Origin of the sequence: Geomonas limicola, from assembly GCF_014193675.1 — a bacterium.
Lineage (GTDB): Bacteria > Desulfobacterota > Desulfuromonadia > Geobacterales > Geobacteraceae > Geomonas > Geomonas limicola.
Window position 1 is genome coordinate 163,748 of sequence record NZ_BLXZ01000003.1, and the last position, 17,037, is coordinate 180,784.

The following is a 17,037-nucleotide window of genomic DNA, read 5'->3' on the forward strand; positions in this document are numbered from 1 at the left end:
CTAGTGAGGGATACCTATGGTGATGTTGACCCGGGTCGGCTGCTTTATCGGCAGGGTCTGTACCGGCGGCGCAAAACCGGTTCCCGCACTGCTCGTGCCGCTTACGGCGGGGAGCGCTGGAGTCCCCGTGCTCCCCGTGTTTCCCGTATTTTCTTGAGTCTCGGCACTCGCACTTTTGGCCGAGCCGCCGTCGCTGCTCGAGCTGGAAGCGGAACCGGAACCGCTGGATTCGCCGCTGGCAGCGGACGACGAAGTGGCGCGCCTGGCTTTCTCAAGCTCCGCAGGGGGAGCCGGGACTGCGGGAGGCGGCACCTGCCCAGCCTTTACCACCACCATGGTCCCCGGGGTAAGGAGCGTGGTCCCGCGCACCGAGCTCACGACGTTGTTCACCTCCACCTTCCCTTCCAGGCAGATGATGCGCGAGTAGCTCTCGTTTTTAACCTTCCCGACGTCGAAGAAGATCACCGTGCCGCGTGCCGCCGCCACCGCGGTCGGGGTGCGCACCTCGAACTTGGTCTTTCCCACCACCGAGCGAAGCTTGCCGTCTAAAAGGTTGTAGATGGAGCGCCCCTGTTTCCCCTGGCCGTCGATGAATTCCTGCACCACCAGTGTCGAGTTCTCGCTCAAGGTCAAGACGCTGTCATCGATGAAGAGGAGTTTGGCGCGGCTGCCGGCCGCAGTTTTTACCGTGTCGCTGGCAAAGAGTTCCCCCTTCACCTTGGCCGGCACCTGCCCTCCTGCGCGACCGATACTGGCAGCCCCCTTGATGGCGACCACCTTCCCCACCGACGGTTGACCGGCGAGCGTGAGGGGAACTCCCCAAAAAAGCAATAGCGCACTCAGCACCACGATCCGGATCTTCTTTGCCACCATCTAGAACCTCGCGCTGGCCAGCACGCTGGTGATGCCGCGCGTGTAGGCAAAATCGGTGATGTTGGAGTGGTTCCAGCTCAGCACCTGGGACAGGGAAAGGCTGTAGCGCTCCCAGAGGCTGCGCGAGACGGAGAGCGACACCGTGTACTGGGTGTCGTCACGCCTCACGCCGTAGGAGGGGTCGCTTTCCCAGTAGCCGCGCCAGTAGACCTCGCCGGAGAGATCGCCGGAGATCCCCCAGGGGAGCTGGCGCCGGCACCCCGCCAGGAACCGGTTTCCGGAGTAGCCCAGGGCAGCGTTTTGGGTCAGGTCCAGGTCGTGGCTGTAGAGAAGCCACAGCGTGGTGGTGTCCCCCAACGGCAGCACCTGGGAGAGCCCGAAGAGGTGGTTGTCGCCGTTACGCTCCACGTTGTTCGTGAAGGCTGCGCTGTTCCAGTAGCTCTTGGTGCTGTAGTGGTAATCGAGCGTGGTCACGCCGAAGTTCTCGCTCTGGTAGCTGAGCGAGGGGCTCGCGCTCTGGGTGTAGTTGTAGGCCGAACCACCCAAAAGGAGATATTCCAGCCCGTAGTTCCCCTTGACCCTGAGCCTGGGTGCCAGGAACCGGCTCACCGAGAGTTCCAGGAGATTTTGGGTGACGTCGAAGTTTCCCAGGGTGGCGTGCAGGTTCTGGTACAGCGAGTAGTCGGCGTTTACCTCCCAGCTCGCGTCTTTAAGCGGGGTGAAGCTCCCCTTCAGGCTCACCAGGGCGCTGAAGTCGCCGCGGTGCGAGTAGCCCGCGGGCAGCGGCTGCGAGCCGTTGCTGAGGATCACGTTGCTGTCGTACTGGAAGCCCGTCAGCACGGAAAGGTCCCACGGTTTCCCCTTGCCGCGCTCTTCGATCCGCTTCAGGTAGTCCCGGGCCTGGGCCCCCAGACTGCTGGTCGGCGAGAGCTCGATCACCTGCTCGAAGTAGTCCCCGGCTTCCGCCAGTACCTCTTTCTGGTAGTAGTGCAGCCCCAGCTCGAAGTTGACACCGGGATGATCCGGATACTCCCTGAGGGCGACCTTCAAAAGCCGCTCGGCCTCCTTGCCGCCACTGGTCCGGTTCAATGCCACGCCGAGGTAGTAGGCAGCCCGCGCGTCAGCCGGGTCCTCTTCCACTGCGCCGCGCAGGATCGTGGTCGCCAACGCATAGTTCTGGCGCTCCACCAGGGCAATCCCCGTCTGCAGCTCCGGTGAGGCCGAAGCGTGGGCCGGAAGGCTCTGCCAGAGCAGGCAGATTAGCGCAAGCGCCGCAAGGCGGAGCAGTCCGGGGACCAGGTGAGTGGTGAGGTAGTTGGCCGTCATGCCCTGCCGTCCTTCTCTGGGATCATTTGATCTCCACGCTCAGCGTCGGGTTGCTGATGGTGGTCTCCTGGTAGTTGCTGATGCCGGCCACGGCGAAGTCGCTCACCGTAAAGTCGCCGGCAGCCGGGAAGTAGCCGGGGGTGATGTCGAGCTGCACCGCGAGGTACTCCAGTGCGCCGAACCCCTGGGCGTTCACCACCACGAAGCTCAGGCTGCCGCGCGCCGTGGGAGTAGGAGCCAGGTAGTGCACCTGCTGGAATACCAGCGTCGGGTCCGCGGCCCCGACCAGTTGCACCACGTTGGCCGCCGGCAGCCCGGTCGCCGGGTCAAGGGCCACGGTCACGCCATAGGGGAGCCCCAGGGTGATCCTGATGGCGCCCAGCACCTCGCCGCCGGGAAGCAGTCCCGCAGTCTGCACCTTGGTGACCGCCTTCGCGGTCGCAGCGTTGGATCCCGCGGAGCCGCCACCGCCGCACCCCGGCAGGATCAGGCAGCAGAGCAGCGCGGCGCATAAGGCAAGGTTTCGGTACATCGAAGCTCCTCCCATGGCCTTACCAGGAGACCAGGTGCACGACCCGGCGCAGGATGAGCAGCACGTCCCCGAGATCGACCTTGCCGTCGGGATCGGGCCGGCCGTTTCTCAAGGGGGCCACGTCGGCGTGGAACCGCTGGCTTGGTGTGAGTACCAGATCACCGACCGCGGCCTTCAGCACGATGAGGACATCGCCCAGTTGGGGGACGCCGCTCGTGTTGGAAGGATCGATGACCCCGTTTCGCCCGTCCAGCGCGGCCTGAGCTGGTGAGGCCTGAGATGAGGTGAAACTTGGGCTCGACAGTGCAGTCACGGGGGTGGGCAACGCAACGAGCGCCCCTTGGCCTGTGTACCCCGGAGAGGTGCCAGGAGAGAGGCCGCCACCGGTTACTCCGTCCCGCTGGATCAGATAACTGGAACTGGTCATCGTGGCGCCAACCTGCGGGGAGGCCAAACCTATCAAAGCCATAACCAATGCAGTCACTATTATCTTGATCATGTCGCCCCCCTTCGGCCCCAGCGCGGCATACCGGCTCACCCGTTTTGCTGCAGGATGCGGCGCCACTTGAGGTGCAGGTGGCGTCCCAGGGTGTTGCTGGTCTGGCGCAGCCGGGCGCACATCTGACGGGCAAGCTGCAAGAGGAGATTCCCCCATAAAACCGGGTAGTCCTGCTGCAGTGAGTGGAAGTTGCTGCGCGTCATCACGAATAGCGTCGTATCCTCCGCGGCATAGGCATAGGCGGAGCGGGGCGCCCCGTCGATGAGCGCCATCTCGCCGATGCTGCTTCCCTTGCCAAGCGTGGAGATCGGTTCCCCCGCCATTTCACGCTCGGCGGTGAAGATCTGCACCACCCCCTCGTGGATCAGGCACATGAAAGACTCGTCATCGTCCTTGCGGAAGATGATGGTCCCTTTGACGCCCTGGTAGGGGGTAAGGTAGTCGGCAAGTATGGCGAGGTCGTCCGGTACCACCCCAAGCACCTCGGACCAGTTGTTCTCTTTGAGAGACGCAATTTTCTGTTCCTTATTCAGACGGAGCCGCTCAAAGCGCTCAGTGAAAGGCTGCGGTTTCTGGGTCATCGCTCAAGCCTCCTGCTCTTAGAACTTTCATCGTACTGCACTACCTGTCCCTATCGGTAAGCTGGCAGAACCACTTGAATAAAGTTTTCTAAGTTTTATCTCGTTATGAGGTAGATCACGACCCCAGAGAGTGTAGGAAAGCATGAGATTACGCGGGGAACGCCAGAGCGCGGGGGGGGAAATGACAACCGGCTTTTATGATCAAGTTTTAGGAGAGTGTTCCGAAGAGAGAGGGGCGGGGTTAAATGAGGCCGGTGCAGGTTGCCCGGTCAGATGGAGTTACCATGAAACTGCAGGTCCTCGGCTGTTCCGGTGCCGAGCAACCGGGTCATCACCTGACCTCCTTTCTGCTCGACAACACCCTGCTGCTCGATGCCGGGACGGTGAGTGCCGTTCTGGGCGAGGGGGAGCAGCGCGCGGTTCGCGAAATCCTGGTGACCCACACCCACCTCGATCACATCTGCGGTATCCCGCTCCTGGCCGACAACCTCATCGGCTCGGGTGGGCAGGTGGTGGTAACCAGTACCCGGGAAATCCTGGCTTCCATCTCCGCCCATCTGCTCAATGGGATGATCTGGCCCGATTTCACCCGGATCCCCAGCGCCGAGGCGGCAGTGTTGCGCTATCGCGAGATCGAGCCCGGGATCCCCTTCGAGTCCGGCCCCTTCTCGATCGTCGCCTGCCCGGTAAACCACAGTGTACCGGCCGTTGCCTACCGGGTCTCCCGCGGCGGCGCCACCCTGCTCTACACCGGGGACACCGGCCCGACCGAAGCGGTCTGGAAACTGGCGGGTGAGCTCTCGGCACTCATCGTGGAGGTCTCCTTCCCCTCGGACCAGGAGGAACTCGCGCTTCTTACCGGCCATCTCACCCCGCGTCTGCTCGCGGGCGAACTTGCCAAGCTGGATCGGTTGCCGCCGCGCATCCTCATAACCCACCTGAAGCCTTCCCACCACGACCAGATCAAGGCAGAACTCGACGCCCTGGGTATTCCCGGCCTCCAGCTCCTGAAAGACGGAGATCAATTGACAATTGACGATTAGTAAAAGACAACGCGGCGAGGAAAAATAGTGAAGGATCCTCCCCCGTCGCCCGATTTTTCAGTGGCGCTCAGTGAGGCAAAGGAGCTTAACCGGGGATCAGCTGGGAGGCTGCTCGGCCTGCTCCTTGATGATCCCCATGTTCACGTAGATGGGGCGCACCACGGCGCGCAGGGCGGGGAGCCGGTGCGCGAAGAGGAGACCTGCGGCGAGGCAGCAGGCGGCCCCGACGAGCAGGGTCTTGCTGGGGCCGACGATCCCGGCCATGGTACCCGCTCCGAAGCTGCCGAAGGGGGCCATCCCGAGAAAGGCCATGGTGAAGAAACTCATCACCCTCCCCCGCTTGTCCTCCTCGATGATGGTCTGCAGGATGGTGTTGCTCCCCGCCACCACGCGCACCGCGCCGAAGCCGGTAGCGACCAGTGCGGCGAGCGAGACGGTGAGGTTCGTGGAGAGGGCGAAGCCGGCAATCCCCAGCGCCATGGTGACGGTGGCCAGCGCGATGGAGCGCCCCAGCCCGAGGACGCTCTTTCTCGAGGCGAGGGTCATGGTACCGATGAGCGCCCCCAGCCCTGCTGCCGTCATCAGGAACCCGAAGGTGTGGGCGCCCCCCTTCAGGACCTCCTTGGCGAAGACCGGCACCAGCACCGTGTAGGGCATCCCGGTCAGGCTTATCAGCGACACCAGGAGGAGGATCGAGCGGATCGGGGTGAAGTCGAAGGCGTAGCGCAGCCCCTCCTTCAGTTCCTGCACCACCCGACGCCGCTCCTTCCCCAGGTGCGGGCTCGGTCCCAGTTTCATGGCGGCAAGTGCCAGGAGGACGGCGAGGTAGCTGACCGCGTTCAGTACGAAGCAGACCCCCTCTCCCGCCGAGGCGACCAAAAGCCCCGCAACCGACGGCCCGATGAGCCGCGCCCCCTGTACCATCGAGGAGTTGAGGGCGATGGCGTTGCCGAGGTCCTCCCTATCCTCGATGATCTCCACCACGAAGGACTGCCGGATCGGCACGTCGAAGGCGTTCACCACCCCGAGTACCAGGCTCAGGGCCACGAGGTGCCAGACCTGGATGGTCCCGGAGAAGACCGCAGCGGCGAGCGCCACCGCCTGCAGCATGGCGAGCGCCTGGGTCATGATCAGGAGCGTGCGCCGGTTCCAGCGGTCGGCGAGCACACCGGCGACCGGCGAGAAGACGAAGGTCGGGATCTGGCTGGCGAAGCCGACCACCCCCAGGAGGAAGGCGGAGCCGGTCAGCCGGTACACGAGCCAGCTCATGGCGACCTGCTGCATCCAGGTCCCCACCAGCGACACGCTCTGCCCCGCCATGAAGAGCCGGTAGTTGCGCAAACGCAGCGCCCGCAAGAGGATGGACCGCGAGCTCTTTTCCGCATGAGGCTCAGCCATGGCGATCACCGGAACTTGTTTTTTGCATTACCACTCCCCCACCTTCAAATGCGCCACCCATAGCATTGCACATCATACCCATGATACCCCGACCGGGGAACAATCATTCCTAAAAATTCTCCCTCTATCCGTCTCTTCGGTCACCCACGTGCACGGCCCGGGAACAGGCCCGGTTGCGGCCGCACTGTTTTCCAGTACCATGCGGGGCTGATCTGTGCTACCAATGAGAAGCTAACCCTGGCTTCCACAGCCCCACGGAAGCCCCCCAACCACCTGGTCCCGTTAAGAAGTGAGTTCCATGTCCAACCACATCCCGCGCCTGCTCAAACTGGCAGGCCCCATGATCCTTTCCACCTCGGCCATAAGCCTCATGCAGATCATCGACGCCATCGTCCTGGCGCGCTACTCGCGCGAGGCGGTGGCCGCCATCGGCCCTTCCGGCCTGGCCGTCATCCTCTTCCAGGGCTTTCTCTTTGGCACCGCGGGCTACGCCGGCACGTTCGTCGCCCACAGCCACGGCCGCGGCGACGCGGCTGGTGTGCGCAGCTCCGCCTGGCTCGGCATCCACACCGCGCTCATCTCCGGAGTGCTCGCCCTCCTGGTCGCCTGGCCCCTCGCCCAGCTCTTTTTCCTGGCCGGGCACGAGCCCCAGGTGGCCCGCGACGAGTGCAGCTACTTCCTGATCTGCCTTGCCGGCTCCCTCTTCCCGGTGCTCGGGTCGGCGCTCGCCGGCTGGCTTTCCGGTATCGGGCGACCGGTCCTGGTCACCGCGGTCACCTTCTTCTCGTTTATCATCAATGCCGTGCTTGCCTGGGGGCTGGTGCTGGGCGTCTGGGGACTGCCCCGCCTGGGGATCGCCGGCGCCGCGCTGGCCACGGTAATCGCCCAGGGGGTCGCGGCCATTCTCTATGTCCTGTTGTTTTCCCGGTCCGGCGGCCTCGGCGACCAGGTTGCCGCCCGTTTCCGCTGGGCCGAGCTGAAGAACTTCCTGAAGCTCGCCATGCCGATGGGGTTGCGCATCAGCGGCGAGCTTGCCGCCTGGACCCTGTTCCTCGTGGTGATCGGGAGGCTGGGGACCGTCCCCCTGGCCGCCTCGAGCCTCGCCTTCAGGATCAACGGCATGGCCTTCTTCCCGGCGCTCGGTCTCGGCCAGGCCGCCGGGATCCTGGTGGGGCATGCCCGGGGCGCCGGGAACGACCACGAGGTGCCCGGCATCACCTGGCAGTCCCTTGCGGTCTGCGAACTCTGGATGCTCGTCATGTCGCTCCTCTTCGTCCTCTGTCCCGGCCCCCTCATGTCGTTCTTCGTGGGGCACGGCCCGGAGAGCGCCGAGGTCGTGGCAACCGGGATCATGCTCCTCAAGTTCGTGGCCTTTTACTGTCTCTTCGACGCCGCCAACGTCACCATCGGCTGCGTGCTCGCCTCGGCGGGGGACACCCACTGGATCGCCCGGAGCTTCTTCGTCTGCGGTCTCGGTTTCCTGGTCCTTTTGGGGCTCATCGACCGCTTCAGCCCGAGCCTCGTCGCCGAGTGGACCTTGGGCACCAGCTTCGTCTTCCTGACTGCGCTCTTGTGGTTTCTGCGTTTCAAGGGCGAGCGCTGGAAAGAGATCAAGGTGCTGCACGAGGCAGGCGAAGCGCTGTAGCCAGGAGCGCGCCTCTAGGTCCCCCTTCGGAAAGGTTCTCCTGGGGATTTCCGGGAAAACTCAGGGCGCACAAGGCGGGCAGCAGCAGGCACTCCTCTCCGGCCAAAGGCGGTCGAATGAGGTCCCCTCTCCCCTTGCGGGAGAGGGACAGGGTGAGGGGGAAGGTCACGGGAGGGGGGGATGCAGTCTTCCGCGAAATTCCCAGATGAACCTCTGAAAATGGTGGGACAAGAGGGATTCGCCTTTGTTGTCCTTCCGAGTCCCAGCAAACCCACAAAAAAGCACCGGTCGCTGACGGGCCACATGCTTCGCCCGATAGCGCCGGTGCCTTTGTTGGCCCGTCCTTTTACGGCTTACCCCTGCAGTTTCTCGAACTCCTTGTACAGCGAGTTCTCCTCGTTTCTCTGCCTCTTGGTGATCGTCGAGTAGAGCTTGCCGAAGGCCTTGGCGAACTCGATGTCGATCGGGGCGTCGTGCGCCGCGTACCTGTTGAAGAAGGAGATCACGTCCTTCGTGATGAGGTCCATGTCCTTGGCATAGAAGTCCACCGTCCGTTTCAGGGTCGGGTCCTTTTCCGCTGCGCGGTTCAGCGCCGGATAGAGTTGGTTGTCTTCCTTCTTCAGGTGCGCCAGCAGGCTCGCCTGCGCCGCCAGGAGGATCTGGTGCGTCTCCTTATGCGAAATGCCCGGGTCTTTCGCCCTGGTCAGCATCTTTTCCATCTCAACGTGGTCCCGTTTCAGTTCATCGATCAGTCGTGCCATCGTCCTGCCCTCCCGAAGCTTTCATGTTCAACCGTCGTGGTTGTCCTGCCTGATTAAGACTATAGGACGGATCGCGGGAGCCCCCCTTGATGCAGGTCAAGAAAGCCGTTCTTCTTAGGCAGTCAACGGCAGGTCTGCCGGGTCGACGGTGCCCGGCAAGTCGATACAACGAGACCCCGGTAGCCGTTACGCTGCCGGGGTCTCCTGAGCCGTTCCCCCAAGATTGGGCGGAGGGCCTCTTTTTAAGTTCCAGTAATTCCAGGGAAGCTGCCCAGCCAGGTCCCCTCTCCCCTTGCGGGAGAGGGACAGGGTGAGGGGGAAGGCGCCACCTCACGACCGATGGCAGCTCCACCTGCCTGGGAGTACTCCCCCGAATTCCTTGATGAACCTCAGCAGAGGGGGCTTCGCCTCACCTGGGACGTGATCACTTGGCGATGATGAAATCGTAGATCCCCACCCCCTGGGTCAGCAGGTACTCTGCCGGCTCCTGGTGCAGGTTCAGGACCCGGTGCACCACCGGCGACTTCACCTGGGCGGTCTCCCCCGGCTCCAGGACCACGACGTGGTACGGGTCGCGCGTCTCGACCTGCAGCGCCCCCTTCAGGCAGACGAAGAAGTCGTTCACCTCGCTGTGGTGGTGCCATTCCGTGGATGCTCCGGCCTCGAGTTCCATTACCCTGACACAGACGTCCTTCGACTTGATGATCTCCCGCTTTGCCACAAAACACCTCCATTGCACACATGCTCGTTAACGACGTACTCATGGTATCGCCACCTTCTCTGAGAACTTGAGTACCCGTAGGACAACTTCCTGCTAAACCTCAGTGTTAGGCAGAACCGTCCCGCCGGTTCAGGTTTCCTCTGTGTTCCTCTGTGCGCCTTTGTGGTCAAGGCTTCTAAGGGGCAAAAGGACCTGCCCAAAGAGGCAGGTCCTTTCTCTTACGGCAGCAACTCAGCTACCTGCCGCGGTAATAGCGCCGTCCCCCCTGATCGGTGAGGATGAAGCCGGTCAAGGCGCCGGCGGCACCGCCGACTACCGCGCCGACGGCAGGGCTGCCGCCGGACACCGCTCCCAGGAACGCCCCGCCGGCGGCACCGATGGCGCCTCCGCTCAAGGTTCCCTGTTGTTGTCGATTCATCCCGACGCACCCCAAGGTGAGCAAAAGCGTCAGGACGATTGCGAAATATCTCAGCACGTTCATAGTGGCCTCCTTACCCGGCCCGAGCCAGAAACGCTAGGGACCGGTCGAGCTGGCAAAGGGGCGATCCGCAATGCCGGCTTTCAGGTTCGGCCGCACCAGTTGGGCCCAGATGACGCCCAGCACCGGGAGATCGCCGTCCTCGGGGTGGTCGCGGTAGAAGCCGTCCACCCTCTGGATGATGGTGTCCATGGACACCCCCTTCAGGCCTTCGGCAAGTTTAGCCGTGAATCCCACCCTCTTGAGTTCGGGATGTTTCTGAATCACGTTTTCCTCGATTGTCACGACGTGGCCGATGCCCCAGATGAACGCTACCTTGGCATCGGGCTGCAACACCTGCCATTGGGCTCCAGTCAGAACCGGCATTTCTTGAAGTGTCTTGCCCGTATCATTCTGGATCGGCAGATCGGCAGCAAAGACAGAACCCGCGCCCACCAAGCTCACCACAAGCGCCAGTGCGAAGCAGTGACGGACGACATTTTTGATACCTGTCTTCATGCCCTCACCTCCTTCATAGAGTGTTGGGTCCTCAGTCTGTCATTATAACAAAGTGAGCCAGCAAAGAGGAAAACTTCGGCCGCAGAGTCAGTCGGAAACTGACCTGATCCAGGGAAAGGGCGGAAAAAGGATGGAGTTTTCTTACCAGCCGAGGGCGAGCTTGAGGCCCAGCACCCCGCCCAGGAGGATGAACATCGGCCGCACGATGCGGTGCCCCTGTTTCCGGCCGATGCGCGAGCCGAGGTAGGCCCCCAGCACCGAGCCCAGCGTGGAGGGGATCATGAGCGAAGCGTTGCCAAGGCCCGCCGCGGAGTAGATGCAGACGGCGAAGCTGTTCCAGAAGAAGGCGAGGACGTAGTAGCACCCCAGGGCGTTCATGAGGGGAAGGCCGCGGGTCTTGGTGAGCACCAGCGAGGTGAAAAGGCCGTTGCCCGAGCCGAAGAACGCCTCGTAGACCCCAAGCGGCAGGGCAAGGAGCGCCGTTAAGCCGCGGGAAAGCGACGGGGGGGTCTCTTTTTGCCCGAGCGCGGGGTTCACCGCCACGAGGACCGCGAGACCCAGGATGATGAGACCGATCACCCGCTTGAGGCCCGAGGGGTCGGCGCCGCGCACGAGGAGCGTGCCGCCGTAGGCGCCGGCCAGACCGCACAGGACCATGAGGCCGACGAGTTTCCAGTCGACGCTGCGCCCCTTGAGGTAGTTGCGGGCGGCGAGGAGCGTCCAGGCGGCGCCATTTAACTGGTTCGAGGCGATGGCGACCGGCAGCGGGAAACCGAAGGAGAGCCAGACCGGCGTGGTGAGCATGGACGCTCCCGCCCCGCTCATCGCGCTTAACAGCGAGGCGAGAAAGGAGACGGCAAAGATGAGGGAGAAGTGGTTAAGAGAGTCGATAGGGAGGCCTTCTTTGAAAACGGAACATCTAATTCACCGCAAAGACGCAAAGGGCGCGAAGAAACCTTCTGCCACAAAAAGGCACAAAAGTCACAAAAGAAAAAATACCTTTCAAACCGGTTCGGCCCTGACCGTTGACGCAGCAGGCCGGACAGGGTACTAGCCGTCAGGTTTCTTAGCGTCTTTGCGTCTTTGCGGTAAAAAGGATTTTGACTCTTTTGTGTCTTTTGTGCCTCGTTATGGCTATTTGGCCTTTGCCTCGAGCAGTTCGGCGATCATGCTGCGGCACTGGAAGAAGTTGATCGGCTTGGGGAGGTAGCGGTCCATCCCCGCCTCCAGGCAGCGCTGCTCGTCCTCCTTAAGGGTGTGTGCCGTCATCGCGATGATCGGGATGTGCCCCCCCTGCTCGGCCTCCTCCCGCCGGATCGCCGCGGTCGCCTCGAAGCCGTCCATCCCCGGCATCTGCACGTCCATGAGGATCACATCGAAGCCCCCCTTCCGCCACAGCCCGAGCGCCTGTATCCCGTTGCCGGCAAGCTCCGACTGGTAGCCCGACATGCGCAGGAGCTTCTGCAGCATCGCGCAGATGATCGGGTCGTCCTCGACCACCAAGATCCGCGCCTTAACTGTCTGGCCGCCCGGCAGCGCGTCGAGGGGACCCGGCTCTCCGGCAGGCTCCCCGTCGGCCGCCGCAGCCGCCGCAGCCGCAATCTCGAAGGGTATGCTGCAGAAGAAGGTACTCCCCTCTCCTACCCGGCTCTCGCAGCCGATCTTCCCCCCCATGCGGCCCACGATCTCCTTGCTGATGGCAAGCCCGAGCCCCATGCCACCGTAGCGGCGGGTATGCGAGTCGTCCAGCTGGCTGAACTCCATGAAGAGCAGGTCCCGCTTCCCCTCCGGAATGCCGATACCGGTGTCCGTTACCCTGAAAAGAATCTCCTGGCGGCCGTCGGGAAGCCGCGCGCCGCAGCTTGCCGCGAGGACCACGCTCCCCTTTTCGGTGAACTTGAGAGCATTGCCGGCCAGGTTGGTGAGCACCTGGCTCAGGCGCACCTGGTCCCCGAGCAGCGTCTCCGGCAGTGTGTCCGCGAGTTCCAGGCGCAGTTCGAGCCCCTTGCTGCGCGCCACCGGCAACAGCAGGTGGAGGGTGTGCTCCAGGCAACCGCGCACCGAGAAGGGGTACCGGTCGATGGAGAGCTTGCCGGACTCGATCTTGGTGAGATCCAGGATGTCGTTCAGGATGCGCAGCAGGGACTTGGCCGAATTCTGGGCCATCGCCAGCTGCTCGCGCTGCTCGTCTTCCAGCTTCCCCAAAAGGACCAGGTCGAGCATCCCCAAAACCCCGGTCATCGGCGTCCTCAGCTCGTGGCTCATATTGGCCAGGAACCGGCTCTTGGCCCGGGTGGCAGCTTCGGCGGCCAGCTTCGCCTCGTGCAGCTGCGCCTCCCGGTCGCGTTGTTCGGTGATGTCCGTGTTGCTGCCGAACCAGCGGGTCACCTTCCCCTGCGCGTCGCGCACCGGCAGGATGCGGGTCAGGAAGGGGCGGAAGACACCGTCGGCGCCGCGCAGCGGGAAGACCATGTCGAAGGTCTCCCCGCTGGCGATGGACTCCTGCCAGCGCGTCATGACCTCGGGGAGGGCCTGCGGATCGTGCACCGACTGCCACCCCCACCCCGCCATCTGCTCGGGGGTGGTGCCGGTGTATTCGTACCAGCGCTTGTTGTACCAGAAGATCCAGCCGTCGCCGTTGGCCATCCAGCAAAGCTGCGGGATCGCGTCGGCCAAGGTGCGGAACAGCTCCTCGCTCTCTTTGAGCGCCGCTTCCCCTTTCTTGCGCTCGGTTATGTCGTGCATCATGACCATAATGGCCGGCTCGCCGTGGTCCTCGATGCGCAGGGCCGCCACCTCCACCTCGCGCACCTCCCCGCTGAGCCGCCGGATCCGGTTCTCGTTGGGCTCGATGCTCCCCTCGCGCAAGAGACGCTCGATCCGCTCCTGCATCACCGCGTGACCGTCGGGGTGCACGAAGTCGAAGGGAGAGCGCCCCAGCACCTGGTCCGCATCCACGGCGCCAAAGAGGGTGAGCGCTGCCGGGTTTGCGTACGCGATGTTCCCTTGGTGGTTGATGAAAATGGCGACCTGCACGGAATCCACGACGGTGCGGAAACGCGCCTCGCTCTCCTCCAGGTTCTTCTGGCTCTGTACCTGGCGTGCCTGGGCAGTCGCGGCGGTTGGGGAGGGTTTGGAAGCAGGTGACATGAACGGGCAACCTCGTGATCGGGATCTCGGAGCAGCTACGCCGGATGGAGCCTGAGCGCCCCCGTGCGGCAGGGCGGGTTCGGAACTGGGCAAAGCTTTAGCACATTACCGAAAAATGACCAACGGGAAACGAACCGGTTCTCCAAGAAGACCGGAAATACTGGATCTATTGAAGGAATTTACCTACACCACCCTGACCTTAGCCCGTGATCCAACCGGGAGACACTGTCCGTAGCCCCTCCCCCTTATGAAGAGCCGGCTACCTTGGCACAAAGCTTTGCAGGAGGTGAATCACTAGCACACCCTTCGCGATTTTTAATTTACACTCTGTAAATATTAACATATAGTCACACGCAAAAACGCCGATACGGTTATGAACGTCTCAGGCAGGGAGTGCTGTAGGCGGAAAATGGTAGGACAGGGTTTCCTCCGCAGTTCAACCAGGTCTTGGCAAAGAACGGGAAAACAGGAATGATAAAGGTTTACTCTCCCAAGGATGAGCTGGAACTTTCATTGATCCGGGGCCTTTTGGACTCCGAAGGGATCCAGTACTGCGTCTTCAACGATCATTTCGGATCGATGCGCGTGGGTCCCCAGATAGACTTACTCAATAAGAAAACCATCATGGTGGCACTCGAGGACCTCGAGAAAACCAGGCAGGTCATTGCCGATGTCGTGGAGCGTGCCGCCGCAACCGAGGAAACGGCTCGACAGTACTCGGGGATCCAGAAAATCCGGATGGTTATTGAGGCGCTGTTCTTCGGCTGGTTCATGCCGGAAAGGAAACAGCGCAAATAGCTTCACCATCCCGAAGACCTGCACCCAGGGTGGCGCAAGGAACGGTGACATAAGGGAGTGACCTGACGTGCCGACACGGCCCGAGAACCCGATCGACACCTACTTACGCGGGATGCCGCCGGAAAAGCGAGCGGTACTCGAAGCCCTTCGGGAGCGGATCCGCACCCTCGTCCCGGGTGCCGAAGAGACCATAAGCTACGGCATACCCGCCTTCCGCGTCGAGGGGAAGGTCGTTATCGGGTTCAGGGCGAACCGGAACGACTATGCGATCTACCCCTTCAGCGGCGGCGCGGCAGAACGCTTCCCCGAGGAATTGAGGGGACGCACCGTCACGTCGGGCTCCATCCACTTCACTCCCGACATGCCGATCCCGGATGACCTGCTGCGGCGCCTCGTCGCATGGCGGCTGCAGGCGAACCGCGAGGCCGCCGGCCGCTGAACCGTACAGGAGAACAGATGCCCCATTTCACCCTGGTCTGCCCCGTCTGTAACTTCTCCAAAGAGCTCGACGTCACCACCCTGCCGCCCGAGGGGACCAAGGTCACCTGCCCGGCCTGCCGCTCGGTCTTCCCCTTGCAGCGGGAAGAACCACCCGCCGACCCGGCAACTATCGCAGCTATCCCCCCCGCTACGGATGACGCAGCAGCTGCACCGGCCGCGCCGCGGACGCCGGTTCCCGAGAAACGGCGCACCCTCACCTTCAGCTTCACCGGCAACGCGCGGGAATACTTCGGCATCTGGATCGTCAACACACTGCTGCGCATCGTCACGCTGGGGCTCTACTCCCCGTGGGCCAAGGTCCGCAAGCGCCGCTACTTCTACGGCAACTCGCTCCTCGATGGGGCCCCCTTCGACTTCCTTGCCGACCCGTGGGCCATCCTCAAGGGGTGGTTGATCGCCGGCCTGTTTTTCGGCGCCTACTCCCTGGCCTCCCGGGCCAACGTCATCGCCGCCCTGGCCTTCATGCTCCTCTTCTTCGCCATCTTTCCCTGGGTCGTGGTCCGCTCCCGCATCTTCAACCTGAGGAATACCACCCACCGCAACATCCACTTCGGGTTCAATCCGGACTACCGGGAGGCCTACCGGGTCTTTCTCTGGTGGCAGCTCCTGGTGCCGTTCACCGGGGGGGTGCTCATGCCCTACGTCATCTTCCGCCAAAAGCGCTTCCTGGTGGAAAACAGCCGCTACGGCACCACCCCCTTCCGCTTTCACGCCACGGCCGGAGAGTTCTTCCGCATCTTCCTCCCCCTGCTCATCCTGATTCCGCTCAGCATCGGCGCCGGCGTCGCGGTCGCGGTCTTCTTCAAGGGGGACAAGCTTGCCGGCGCGCTCCCCGTGCTGATCTTCGCGCTCATCTACCCGATCACCGCGCTCTACGTGCAGACCGCCTTCACCAACCTCACCTGGAACTCGACCAGTCTCGGCAAGCACCGCTTCAGCTGCAGCCTCCGGGTGCGTGACCTCGCCTGGATCTACCTCTCCAATGCGGGCGCGGTCCTGTGCAGCCTGGGTCTCCTGGCTCCCTGGGCCGCCGTCCGTACCCTCCGCTACCGCCTCAGGCACCTCACGGCATCCGGCGTGGGCGGGTTCGACGCCATCATCGCGGCGTCGGAACCGCAGGTTGGTGCCGCGGCGGAGGAGCTGGGCGACCTGCTCGGCTTCGACCTCGGCATATGAGCGATTCCTGCACCGCAACCTGGTACGACGGCCGCACCTCCCGGGGACGCGAGGTGACGGTGCGCCTGGCCGGCGCGACCCTCGTCGTTACCGGAGAGCAGCTGAGCGCGAGCTATCCCCTGGCCGAGGTCCGTATCGCCCCGCCCCTGGGGAGGACGCTGCGCGCCCTGCACTTTCCCGACGGTGCCTCTGCCGAGACCGGCGCTGCCCCCTTTCTCGATGAACTGCTGCGCAGACAGGGGAAAACCCCGCTGCTGCGACAGCTGCACCGCTGGGAGATGAGCCCGCGCCGGGCCCTCATCGCCCTGGCTGCCACCATACTCATCATCTTCTGTTTCGTGCGCTTTGCGGTTCCGCTTCTGGCGCAAAAGGTCGCCTTCGCCCTTCCCGCCACAACCGAGGCGCTCATCGGGCGGCAGACCCTGGAGATCCTGGACAGATCGGTCATGCAGCCGAGCAAACTTCCCCGGCAACGCAAGCAGGAACTGACCGCCATCTTCCGCACCGTGATCGCGAGTAACCCGGAGCGGCAGGGGTGGCGCCTCGAATTCAGGGACTCCAAGGGGCTCGGCGCCAACGCCTTCGCCCTCCCCTCCGGGATCGTCATCGTCACCGACGCCATGGCAGAGCTTGCCGAAAACGACGAGGAGATTGCCGGCGTACTGGCTCACGAGGCCGGACACCTGGCCCGCCGGCACGCGCTGCGCCACGTGCTGCAGAACTCAGCCACCGTCCTCATCGTGGCCGGCCTCACCGGGGATATCGCCTCGGCGAGTTCGCTTGCCGCGACGCTACCGACCGCGCTCATCGACGCCAAGTACTCGCGAGACTTCGAGCGCGAAGCCGATGCCGCAGCCATCGGTTACCTGAAGCAAAAACGGATTCCGGTGCGGCGCTATGCCGAGATCCTCGCGCGCCTCGATGCGGAGCACCACAACGAGCGGGATGCCGCCCCGCGCCTGGGGGAGATGTTCGACAACCACCCGATGATGCTGGAAAGGGTGAAAGACGTGCTGGCCGCCGAATAGGCGCATGGCGCGGTACAGGGAGGGATGGG

The 17,037-nt window shown here is 63.4% G+C and carries 18 protein-coding genes; 6 read left to right on the forward strand and 12 right to left on the reverse strand.

Annotated elements, in window-relative coordinates; translation table 11 throughout:
• From H7688_RS07855 to H7688_RS07875, 5 genes are all read right to left on the reverse strand, one after another.
• Nucleotides 1-873: a FecR family protein gene (locus tag H7688_RS07855; RefSeq protein WP_183360520.1), complete on the reverse strand. Its 873-nt coding sequence runs from the start codon at nt 871-873 to the stop codon at nt 1-3.
• Nucleotides 874-2,199 (reverse strand): tetratricopeptide repeat protein, encoded by a 1,326-nt coding sequence (locus tag H7688_RS07860; RefSeq protein WP_183360521.1) that lies wholly within the window; start codon nt 2,197-2,199, stop codon nt 874-876.
• A gap of 22 nt (nt 2,200-2,221) precedes the next feature.
• Nucleotides 2,222-2,731, reverse strand: coding sequence for a hypothetical protein (locus H7688_RS07865; RefSeq protein WP_183360522.1), 510 nt, complete (start codon nt 2,729-2,731; stop codon nt 2,222-2,224).
• Between the two features lie 19 nt (nt 2,732-2,750).
• A complete protein-coding gene (locus tag H7688_RS07870; RefSeq protein ID WP_183360523.1) occupies nt 2,751-3,044 on the reverse strand; it encodes a hypothetical protein in 294 nt (97 codons plus the stop codon).
• A 221-nt stretch (nt 3,045-3,265) separates the two neighbouring features.
• Nucleotides 3,266-3,811, reverse strand: coding sequence for a Crp/Fnr family transcriptional regulator (locus H7688_RS07875; RefSeq protein WP_183360524.1), 546 nt, complete (start codon nt 3,809-3,811; stop codon nt 3,266-3,268).
• A gap of 284 nt (nt 3,812-4,095) precedes the next feature.
• Between H7688_RS07875 and H7688_RS07880 the strand changes: the two genes are divergently transcribed.
• Complete coding sequence (locus H7688_RS07880; protein WP_183360525.1) at nt 4,096-4,854, forward strand: 3',5'-cyclic-nucleotide phosphodiesterase; 759 nt, start codon at nt 4,096-4,098, stop codon at nt 4,852-4,854.
• A gap of 96 nt (nt 4,855-4,950) precedes the next feature.
• On the opposite strand, the gene H7688_RS07885 is transcribed toward H7688_RS07880, so the two are convergent.
• Nucleotides 4,951-6,252 carry an MFS transporter gene (locus tag H7688_RS07885; RefSeq protein WP_183360526.1) on the reverse strand — a complete coding sequence of 434 codons (1,302 nt, stop codon included), beginning with the start codon at nt 6,250-6,252 and terminating at the stop codon, nt 4,951-4,953.
• 298 nt (nt 6,253-6,550) lie between these two features.
• Between H7688_RS07885 and H7688_RS07890 the strand changes: the two genes are divergently transcribed.
• Nucleotides 6,551-7,897 (forward strand): MATE family efflux transporter, encoded by a 1,347-nt coding sequence (locus tag H7688_RS07890; RefSeq protein WP_183360527.1) that lies wholly within the window; start codon nt 6,551-6,553, stop codon nt 7,895-7,897.
• Between the two features lie 353 nt (nt 7,898-8,250).
• On the opposite strand, the gene H7688_RS07895 is transcribed toward H7688_RS07890, so the two are convergent.
• From H7688_RS07895 to H7688_RS07920, 6 genes are all read right to left on the reverse strand, one after another.
• Nucleotides 8,251-8,658: a hemerythrin domain-containing protein gene (locus tag H7688_RS07895; RefSeq protein ID WP_183360528.1), complete on the reverse strand. Its 408-nt coding sequence runs from the start codon at nt 8,656-8,658 to the stop codon at nt 8,251-8,253.
• Nucleotides 8,659-9,082: 424 nt separating this feature from the next.
• Entirely contained in the window at nt 9,083-9,379 is a 297-nt protein-coding gene (locus tag H7688_RS07900; RefSeq protein WP_183360529.1) for a cupin domain-containing protein, read from the reverse strand.
• Between the two features lie 235 nt (nt 9,380-9,614).
• Nucleotides 9,615-9,860: a YMGG-like glycine zipper-containing protein gene (locus H7688_RS07905; RefSeq protein ID WP_183360530.1), complete on the reverse strand. Its 246-nt coding sequence runs from the start codon at nt 9,858-9,860 to the stop codon at nt 9,615-9,617.
• A gap of 33 nt (nt 9,861-9,893) precedes the next feature.
• Complete coding sequence (locus tag H7688_RS07910; protein ID WP_183360531.1) at nt 9,894-10,355, reverse strand: hypothetical protein; 462 nt, start codon at nt 10,353-10,355, stop codon at nt 9,894-9,896.
• Between the two features lie 141 nt (nt 10,356-10,496).
• Nucleotides 10,497-11,279: a sulfite exporter TauE/SafE family protein gene (locus H7688_RS07915; RefSeq protein WP_308470304.1), complete on the reverse strand. Its 783-nt coding sequence runs from the start codon at nt 11,277-11,279 to the stop codon at nt 10,497-10,499.
• A gap of 210 nt (nt 11,280-11,489) precedes the next feature.
• The gene (locus tag H7688_RS07920) at nt 11,490-13,505 is read right to left on the reverse strand and encodes a PAS domain-containing hybrid sensor histidine kinase/response regulator (RefSeq protein WP_183360533.1); all 2,016 of its coding nucleotides are present in this window, start codon (nt 13,503-13,505) and stop codon (nt 11,490-11,492) included.
• 471 nt (nt 13,506-13,976) lie between these two features.
• On the opposite strand from H7688_RS07920, the gene H7688_RS07925 reads away from it, so the two are divergent.
• The 4 genes from H7688_RS07925 to H7688_RS07940 all read left to right on the forward strand — a co-directional run bounded on the left by H7688_RS07925 (nt 13,977) and on the right by H7688_RS07940 (nt 17,008).
• Nucleotides 13,977-14,303 carry a putative signal transducing protein gene (locus H7688_RS07925; protein ID WP_183360534.1) on the forward strand — a complete coding sequence of 109 codons (327 nt, stop codon included), beginning with the start codon at nt 13,977-13,979 and terminating at the stop codon, nt 14,301-14,303.
• 67 nt (nt 14,304-14,370) lie between these two features.
• Nucleotides 14,371-14,742, forward strand: coding sequence for an iron chaperone (locus tag H7688_RS07930; RefSeq protein WP_183360535.1), 372 nt, complete (start codon nt 14,371-14,373; stop codon nt 14,740-14,742).
• A 17-nt stretch (nt 14,743-14,759) separates the two neighbouring features.
• Nucleotides 14,760-15,980 (forward strand): DUF898 family protein, encoded by a 1,221-nt coding sequence (locus H7688_RS07935; protein ID WP_183360536.1) that lies wholly within the window; start codon nt 14,760-14,762, stop codon nt 15,978-15,980.
• Entirely contained in the window at nt 15,977-17,008 is a 1,032-nt protein-coding gene (locus tag H7688_RS07940) for a M48 family metallopeptidase (RefSeq protein WP_183360537.1), read from the forward strand. Before H7688_RS07935 ends, H7688_RS07940 begins: the two co-directional genes overlap by 4 nt.
• The last annotated feature ends 29 nt before the right edge of the window (nt 17,009-17,037 follow it).

What these genes read in the sequence shown, in the direction of transcription:
- H7688_RS07905 (WP_183360530.1), bottom strand. Translation starts at nt 9,860, where the DNA reads ATGAACGTGCTGAGATATTTCGCAATCGTCCTGACGCTTTTGCTCACC.
- H7688_RS07895 (WP_183360528.1), bottom strand. Translation starts at nt 8,658, where the DNA reads ATGGCACGACTGATCGATGAACTGAAACGGGACCACGTTGAGATGGAA.
- H7688_RS07885 (WP_183360526.1), bottom strand. Translation starts at nt 6,252, where the DNA reads ATGGCTGAGCCTCATGCGGAAAAGAGCTCGCGGTCCATCCTCTTGCGG.
- H7688_RS07875 (WP_183360524.1), bottom strand. Translation starts at nt 3,811, where the DNA reads ATGACCCAGAAACCGCAGCCTTTCACTGAGCGCTTTGAGCGGCTCCGT.
- H7688_RS07855 (WP_183360520.1), bottom strand. Translation starts at nt 873, where the DNA reads ATGGTGGCAAAGAAGATCCGGATCGTGGTGCTGAGTGCGCTATTGCTT.
- H7688_RS07865 (WP_183360522.1), bottom strand. Translation starts at nt 2,731, where the DNA reads ATGTACCGAAACCTTGCCTTATGCGCCGCGCTGCTCTGCTGCCTGATC.
- H7688_RS07920 (WP_183360533.1), bottom strand. Translation starts at nt 13,505, where the DNA reads ATGTCACCTGCTTCCAAACCCTCCCCAACCGCCGCGACTGCCCAGGCA.
- H7688_RS07890 (WP_183360527.1), top strand. Translation starts at nt 6,551, where the DNA reads ATGTCCAACCACATCCCGCGCCTGCTCAAACTGGCAGGCCCCATGATC.
- H7688_RS07860 (WP_183360521.1), bottom strand. Translation starts at nt 2,199, where the DNA reads ATGACGGCCAACTACCTCACCACTCACCTGGTCCCCGGACTGCTCCGC.
- H7688_RS07880 (WP_183360525.1), top strand. Translation starts at nt 4,096, where the DNA reads ATGAAACTGCAGGTCCTCGGCTGTTCCGGTGCCGAGCAACCGGGTCAT.
- H7688_RS07940 (WP_183360537.1), top strand. Translation starts at nt 15,977, where the DNA reads ATGAGCGATTCCTGCACCGCAACCTGGTACGACGGCCGCACCTCCCGG.
- H7688_RS07935 (WP_183360536.1), top strand. Translation starts at nt 14,760, where the DNA reads ATGCCCCATTTCACCCTGGTCTGCCCCGTCTGTAACTTCTCCAAAGAG.
- H7688_RS07910 (WP_183360531.1), bottom strand. Translation starts at nt 10,355, where the DNA reads ATGAAGACAGGTATCAAAAATGTCGTCCGTCACTGCTTCGCACTGGCG.
- H7688_RS07925 (WP_183360534.1), top strand. Translation starts at nt 13,977, where the DNA reads ATGATAAAGGTTTACTCTCCCAAGGATGAGCTGGAACTTTCATTGATC.